This is a genomic window from Vogesella mureinivorans (assembly GCF_007644035.1).
Classification (GTDB): domain Bacteria; phylum Pseudomonadota; class Gammaproteobacteria; order Burkholderiales; family Chromobacteriaceae; genus Vogesella; species Vogesella mureinivorans.
Genome location: NZ_VMTV02000570.1, coordinates 1 through 301, shown reverse-complemented (window position 1 = coordinate 301; position 301 = coordinate 1). Strand labels below are relative to the sequence as shown.

The following is a 301-nucleotide window of genomic DNA, read 5'->3' as shown; positions in this document are numbered from 1 at the left end:
CAGGCACAGCAGGATCACGCTGAAGCGGAGCACTGGCGCCAGCAGATACAGCTGCGCCTGCCAGCGGTCCTGCACCTGGCTCGGCACCTGCGCCAGCACGCTGTCCAGATCGCGCGGTGCCGTGCCAAACGCTTCGAACAATCGCGCGTGTGCATCGGGCGCGCAGACGTTGCCGCGCTTCAGCATCCGCCACATGGTCCGACCCATCGGCCCGACGCCAAAGCGCTCGCCAACCGCGACCGCGGCATCCACCGCCCACAGCGGCGTCGCCAGCGTGTGCCCGCCTGGAATCCGCAGCCAA

General features: G+C 69.4%; 1 protein-coding gene. It reads right to left on the bottom strand.

Annotation, left to right across the window (positions count from 1 at the left end; translation table 11 throughout):
- The coding region (locus FLQ44_RS23745) for a hypothetical protein (RefSeq protein ID WP_206208903.1) at window positions 1-301 on the bottom strand (301 nt) is incomplete at both ends.